We start from the raw sequence: 6,189 nt of genomic DNA on the forward strand, positions 1-6,189 counted from the left end.
ACTTCACTTCTTATTTTTTCCATATAAAATTAAGTTTAATCACTGCCATCTGCCGTCGCTTTTAGCGATTTAGTTCTATTTCTAAATTACGCACTAAAAAATACCGCATATCCATTTTGAATTATACGGCATTTTCATTAATTTAATATTTAATTTTATATTAGTAATATTTATAAATTAGTTATTTAATTTAATAGATAAACTGAAATTTATATATTTCAGCCTATTTTCAAACTAAACACAATAAAAACTAAAATCAATCGAAAAACTTCCCCTTGTAAAAATTCTCATTTCCAAGTTTCTTTGCTGTCAATCTGAACATAACGCAACCATCTGGACACACAATATCCTTGGTATATTTTCCATTGCCACCGATGTTCTCTAAATCTCCACCACTTCTGACAGCCTCCATAATTGGAAACATAATAATCATTACTTTGGAGCAAATCCCCTGCCCCTCTGTATTTACAGGACAGCCATAAGTACAGGTATACTTATCTCCGACTTCCTCACCATTTCGGCAATACCGCTCTGTGTGGTCGCTACGAAGAAATCCTGTTACCTCAATCTCAAATTCATATTCCTCATCATACCATTTTTTCATGGTTACCCTCCAAATTCTAATTTATCGAGTAGTTTAATATTCAACTAACTCATATAATTCAATTATATATCAAATAAACAATAATTCTTATATGTTTTAATGCCCAACTATTCAACTTTCAAAGATCAGATTTTCTTAATTAGTTCGCAATAATCTCAAATTTTTAACTAACTAAAAATCTATTATTTTATATCATGTAATTTAAAATAATAGCGTTTTAGAATAGAAATTTATATTGATTTTAAAATATACTAAAAAATGCACTATTTATAGATAATGTAACTATTAATACTGTAAAACATATAGCTAATCCAACTCCAAGATTAGATCCAAAATTATTTTTAAATTTACGCCCTATAACTATAGATATTAAAAATAATATTATTGAAACTATCATTGTTGGAAATGATACTCCAATTGCATGAAGTATTTCTTCACCTATAGAATTACTTCCTAAATAAGTGAATGAAAAGGCTATTCCAAATATGCTCAATATTAATGATATAGTACCTATACCTACTCTTTTAATACTCATTGTTTCTCTCATAATTTCATATTCCTTTTAAATATAATTATTTATTTAACTCAATATAATCACTTCTCTGCATTCTCAATAATTGATTCAACAAACATTGATATATCATCAGGTCCAAATACTTTGTTTGATAAAGATGTAACTTCTATTTGAGTATCTGGGTAAAATGACGACATAAAAGCTACACCTGGATCACTACCAGTAATATAATACTTTAGTATCTTATCTTCCCTTTTTATAATCCATACTCCATACCAATAATAAACATCATATCTGAATTTTTAAACATTAGAATAAAATCTTTAGGTTCTCTAAGAAGATACATAGGAGTTTTTTCCCACAGCTCATGAAAATTACTTATTGTATTTTCATCAAAATAATCTGGGGTTCCTGAAGTGTGTGTTAGTAAGTGATGTATAGTTACTCTTTTATCGAAATATGGTAGTTCTATATCTAAGTAATCTTTTAATAATGTATCAAAAGTTATTACTTTACTATCAATTAATTTACATATATCTATTGCTGTAAATAGTTTAGCTCCAGATGCTATTCCAAAGCGTGTATCAATTGTATTTTTAATATTATTACTTATATCTGCAAGCCCAAATGATTCTTTTAAAAGCATATTTTTGTTTTCTTTAATTGATACAATTCCTGAATAGTCATTAATCTCATTTATTTTTTCTAAAAATCCTATTTATATCTTTATCTCTCATTACCTCAACCTATCAGTTTTACTATATTAGTTATACTATAAATAATAATTAAAACTTAACCACTAAATTTATTACTCATTTAAGATCATAACATCAAATTCAATTGCATTAATATGAGAAATTCTCATAAAAGAATAGACTTTTCTAAATCCTACTCTTTCATATACTTTTATTGCACGTTTATTGAAACTTGCTACTGTTAAACGAAATTCTTTCACATGAAATTCCTTTCTAGCAAAATCTAACCCTATTTTTAAGAATTCCTCTCCAAGTCCTTGTCCACAAAACTCTGGATTTATTCCTAGCCCTATATCCATAATATTTTTGTTATCGTAAACACCATATTTATGTCCAATTGGAACTTGAGCAGATCTACCAAAGCAATAGTATCCAACTATACTATTTCTCATATCTACTGCTGAATAATAATCCCCATTAAGAAGTTCCCTTATACAGTTATTATTTCCATCCAAACTATAAATTGAATAAGGTTCTTTATAAATCCATTTAGAAATCTTTCTTGCCTCACTATCAGTAACCTGCTTTATTATTATATTCATATATAATCCCCACTTAAAAATTTTATAAAACCCTCTCTTATATACTCAAATCTTTTTACAATATGAATTTTATTTAATGGTTTTCTTTGCTCATCAAACCACAAGTACCATAGCTACATTAGTTATTCCTACAAATCTACCATTATTGTAGTTACTTTAAATAATTATTTAGTAACTACAAAAGTACCCTGATGAAAAATCATTTTCCAATTTCCATCAATATATCTCCATACTGAGCTACGAATTGATGACTTTTCACAATTATTTACTTCATATTTCTTTAACACCATATAAGTTGCTAATAAACAATCATCCGATAATTTTTTTAAATTAAAATTACTAATTTCAAAGGATACATTTTCTTCATAAAAGGTATCACCTGCTTTATATTTATATATTTCTCCAGTACTACAAAATTCAAAAAAATCTTCTGATAGTAATTCTTTTATTCTTTCTTTATCTTTTCTAACTTCAGGTTTTAATAAGTCATTTTCTAGTTTAAAAATTAAATCTTCAATACTATTCATATTATAAATATCCAACTTTCCATTTAATCTTTAATTTTTTATAATAAATTATAGCTATAGATTTAAAAGAAGAAAGTGCAATTAAATTTTATTTACTTATCTTAATGTTTCAAAAATATGATAAAAGGTTAAGCAAAATACTCTGATTTTAAAATACTGTAATAAAGAATACTAACTTCTCTATTATCTAACAATCTCAATTTTTCTTTTCTTGTAAACCTATATTTAAATCCGCACTTTTCATTTACTCTTTTAGAATTATTGTTAAAATCATAATGAGCACACCAAATTAAATCTAAATTCAATTTTTTAAAGCCATAATCAACTAAGCAATTTACAGCTTCAGGAACATAGGCATTACCCCAATATTTAGGATTTAAAACGTATCCTATTTCCCTTTGAAATAAATCAGCTAAATTAATATCAGGCTTTCTCCTATGCAATCCAATGCTACCAATAACTTTATTTTCAGATTTCAAAACTATAGCATAAGTTTCATTATTACGCATGAACATTTTTATTTTTTCTTTACTTTCATTTTCGTCTTTATGAGGTGTCCAACCAGCATTTGGCCCTACTAAATTACTTTTAGCATATTCATATAAATCTTTACTATCACTTTCATGCCATTGTCTTAATACCAATCTATTACTTGTCAATTTTTCCACTTATTATTCCCCATTTATCAATTACTTAATACAATTATAAACTAATTAACCATATAATTACATATATTTTCCTTAATATCTACCTATTAAATTTTAAATAAAATATTTTACTAATTATCTATTATCAACTTTAAATTACTCTTCTTATATTCAATAGATTTCTTATATAATCTCCAAATTCTCATTTCAATATAAAAAATACCGTATATTCACATTTGAATAATACGGTATTTCATAAAATAAAGTTTATATTTACTTTTTAGCAAATAAAATCAATTATATAAAACTATATTTTATTTATATAATTTATTTTGTATTCTTTAACCTTGTAGTCCATTTTCTTGGCGTTCCATGTTCTCAATAACTACATCATATATATCTCCTAAAGAGGCACAATATTCAAGTACTTTCCATGGAGTGTTTGTATGGAAATGAACCTTTACTAAGTCTTCATCACCAACTGCTAGTAAACAATCTCCTTCAATATTTTTAGTTATATATTCATTAATTGCATCTTCTGAAAGATCATGCCCTTCAATTAATAACTGAGTATCAAATTTATATTCTAGCATATTTTATTCTCCTTTTAAACTTCAATTTCAATTTATATATTAGATAGGTAAAAATATTACCTTCTTATATTATGAATAGATTATAACATATTTTTCAAATTATATACACTTAAAAGAGCATCTTGAAAATACTATATTTATTAATTCTATTTTATCTCTTTTAAGTGCTGAAGATGTATTCCTATATGACCAATTCCAAGCATTATTACAGATATAATCATCCAAATTACTTTTCCATATATACCAAGTAGCAAAAATGCAATAACAGGAAGCGTTGCTCCAGGAACAGGAATACCACAAAAACTACGATAGAAAACCATTAAAGTATGCTCTCCTGTGAAATACCTAACCCAATATATTTCATATAGAATCATCAAAATTAATGATATAATAAGCCATAAACTCCACAAAGAAAATGTAGTAATATTGAAATCTGAAAAAATTAAAGCACAACCTGTCACCGCTACTTGTCCAACTCGCTCAAATATTAACAATATTTTATTTTCATTGCTATAATCATAATTTTCTGGCTGATGCTTTGTCCATATAATATTAGGTATAAATAGCATCAACAAATAAATTAATCCTATATATGAAAATCCTAAATGTCCTAACATAGAATTTCCTCCAAAATTTACTTTATATATTCAACTCAATTATACCATTTTTTATGAAACATATTCCATATACTATTTATATGCAGTAAATAAAATTTACTTATCAGTTTCCATTAATACATAAATCAAATCCCCTATATTATTTTAAGTAACATTGATAGTATTTAAAGTAATTTAAATTTGCTTCTTGTTATCAATTGCGTCTTTAACTTCATTTAATTTTTTAATAATTATGCATGTACATACTACAATAACTCCACATAATGTCATTAATCCTGTATATGTAAACATATGATAAGATATAGTAACAGCATCTCCTACAAATATAAATTGTCCTATAATTTGCATTATAAACATATTAAATATATAAAATAATACAACTGCCCCTATCCCTTTTAAAATAGTATTCATTCAAATTCCCCCTTAATTATAAAATATTCAATCTATCTTTACATCTATTATCTTTATACATTACGCTTAATTTTAAAAATTATTTTTTATATTATCAATATTATAGAACTATGTATTTATATCCAATTAGGAATTGTAAACCAAATTACCACCTATATAATTACACTGCTTATTGTATTTACAATAAGATAAAAATCACTTGGTTCTACATCTTTATATTTCCATCCCTCTGACATTTTCCATGATAATCTAGGATTAAATATATTAATTAGTAGCATAATACTAGCAATTATTTTTATAAAAATAATTTCTCTGCCCTTTACTTAATAACCAATTTAAATTTACTCTTCTCATTAAAATTTCTTATATATCTAACACTTATTTTGTATTATTCCTGAATTGCACACTAAAAAAATACCGAATATTCTTCTGGAATAGTACTGCATTTTTATTATTTTATATTTAATTGGATATTCATAATATAATAAATTTAATAAAAGAACATAGATATTAATGTAAAAATTCCACAAATAATTAAAGAACCTATAGATACTCCTATTCCTTGTTTTGAATAAGGATCATTTTTGTGTCTATATCCAATGAAAATTGATAAAATAAATAATATTATAGAAATAAATATATACGGAAATTTTACTTCTAATATATTAAGTATATGCTGTCCTATTGATTTTCCTCCTATGCTAGTAAAAGAAAATATAACACCTAAAATAGAAAATATTAATGAAATAATTCCTTTATTACATTCTTTATAGTTATTTATTTTGTCCATAATTTCCTCCATAATTGAATATTTTTCATACCCAATTATATCATTTTTAGTAATAACGTACTATTCAATTTTCAAAGATCAAACTTTCTTAATTAGTTCTCAATAGTATCATAGAACTAAATCGCTAAAAGCGACGGCAGATGGCAGTGATTAAACTTAATTTTATATGGAAAAAATAAGAAGTGAAGT

The 6,189-nt window shown here is 25.1% G+C and carries 11 protein-coding genes; all 11 read right to left on the bottom strand.

The genetic code is table 11. The features are described from left to right. Positions 1–256 precede the first annotated feature (256 nt). A complete protein-coding gene (locus tag I2A75_RS17665; RefSeq protein ID WP_195266915.1) occupies positions 257–604 on the bottom strand; it encodes a TIGR04076 family protein in 348 nt (115 codons plus the stop codon). Between the two features lie 241 nt (positions 605–845). Further along, positions 846–1,139 (bottom strand): hypothetical protein, encoded by a 294-nt coding sequence (locus I2A75_RS17670; RefSeq protein ID WP_195266916.1) that lies wholly within the window; start codon positions 1,137–1,139, stop codon positions 846–848. A gap of 235 nt (positions 1,140–1,374) precedes the next feature. Continuing rightward, a complete protein-coding gene (locus tag I2A75_RS17675) occupies positions 1,375–1,764 on the bottom strand; it encodes a serine hydrolase domain-containing protein (RefSeq protein WP_207733860.1) in 390 nt (129 codons plus the stop codon). Positions 1,765–1,926: 162 nt separating this feature from the next. Continuing rightward, positions 1,927–2,415, bottom strand: a complete 489-nt coding sequence (locus I2A75_RS17680) for a GNAT family protein (protein WP_195266917.1) — start codon at positions 2,413–2,415, stop codon at positions 1,927–1,929. Between the two features lie 164 nt (positions 2,416–2,579). Continuing rightward, positions 2,580–2,942, bottom strand: a complete 363-nt coding sequence (locus I2A75_RS17685) for a DUF4440 domain-containing protein (protein ID WP_195266918.1) — start codon at positions 2,940–2,942, stop codon at positions 2,580–2,582. A gap of 128 nt (positions 2,943–3,070) precedes the next feature. After that, the gene (locus I2A75_RS17690) at positions 3,071–3,610 is read right to left on the bottom strand and encodes a GNAT family N-acetyltransferase (protein WP_195266919.1); all 540 of its coding nucleotides are present in this window, start codon (positions 3,608–3,610) and stop codon (positions 3,071–3,073) included. Between the two features lie 320 nt (positions 3,611–3,930). Then, entirely contained in the window at positions 3,931–4,182 is a 252-nt protein-coding gene (locus tag I2A75_RS17695; protein ID WP_195266920.1) for a kinase to dihydroxyacetone kinase, read from the bottom strand. Positions 4,183–4,328: 146 nt separating this feature from the next. Beyond that, complete coding sequence (locus tag I2A75_RS17700; RefSeq protein ID WP_195266921.1) at positions 4,329–4,799, bottom strand: hypothetical protein; 471 nt, start codon at positions 4,797–4,799, stop codon at positions 4,329–4,331. Between the two features lie 174 nt (positions 4,800–4,973). Then, a complete protein-coding gene (locus I2A75_RS17705) occupies positions 4,974–5,210 on the bottom strand; it encodes a hypothetical protein (RefSeq protein ID WP_195266922.1) in 237 nt (78 codons plus the stop codon). Positions 5,211–5,362: 152 nt separating this feature from the next. After that, positions 5,363–5,518: a DUF6199 family natural product biosynthesis protein gene (locus tag I2A75_RS18155; RefSeq protein ID WP_195266924.1), complete on the bottom strand. Its 156-nt coding sequence runs from the start codon at positions 5,516–5,518 to the stop codon at positions 5,363–5,365. Between the two features lie 182 nt (positions 5,519–5,700). Then, the gene (locus tag I2A75_RS17715) at positions 5,701–6,000 is read right to left on the bottom strand and encodes a hypothetical protein (RefSeq protein ID WP_195266923.1); all 300 of its coding nucleotides are present in this window, start codon (positions 5,998–6,000) and stop codon (positions 5,701–5,703) included. Positions 6,001–6,189: the final 189 nt, after the last annotated feature.

Source organism: Clostridium sp. 1001275B_160808_H3 (assembly GCF_015550425.1).
GTDB lineage: Bacteria > Bacillota > Clostridia > Clostridiales > Clostridiaceae > Clostridium.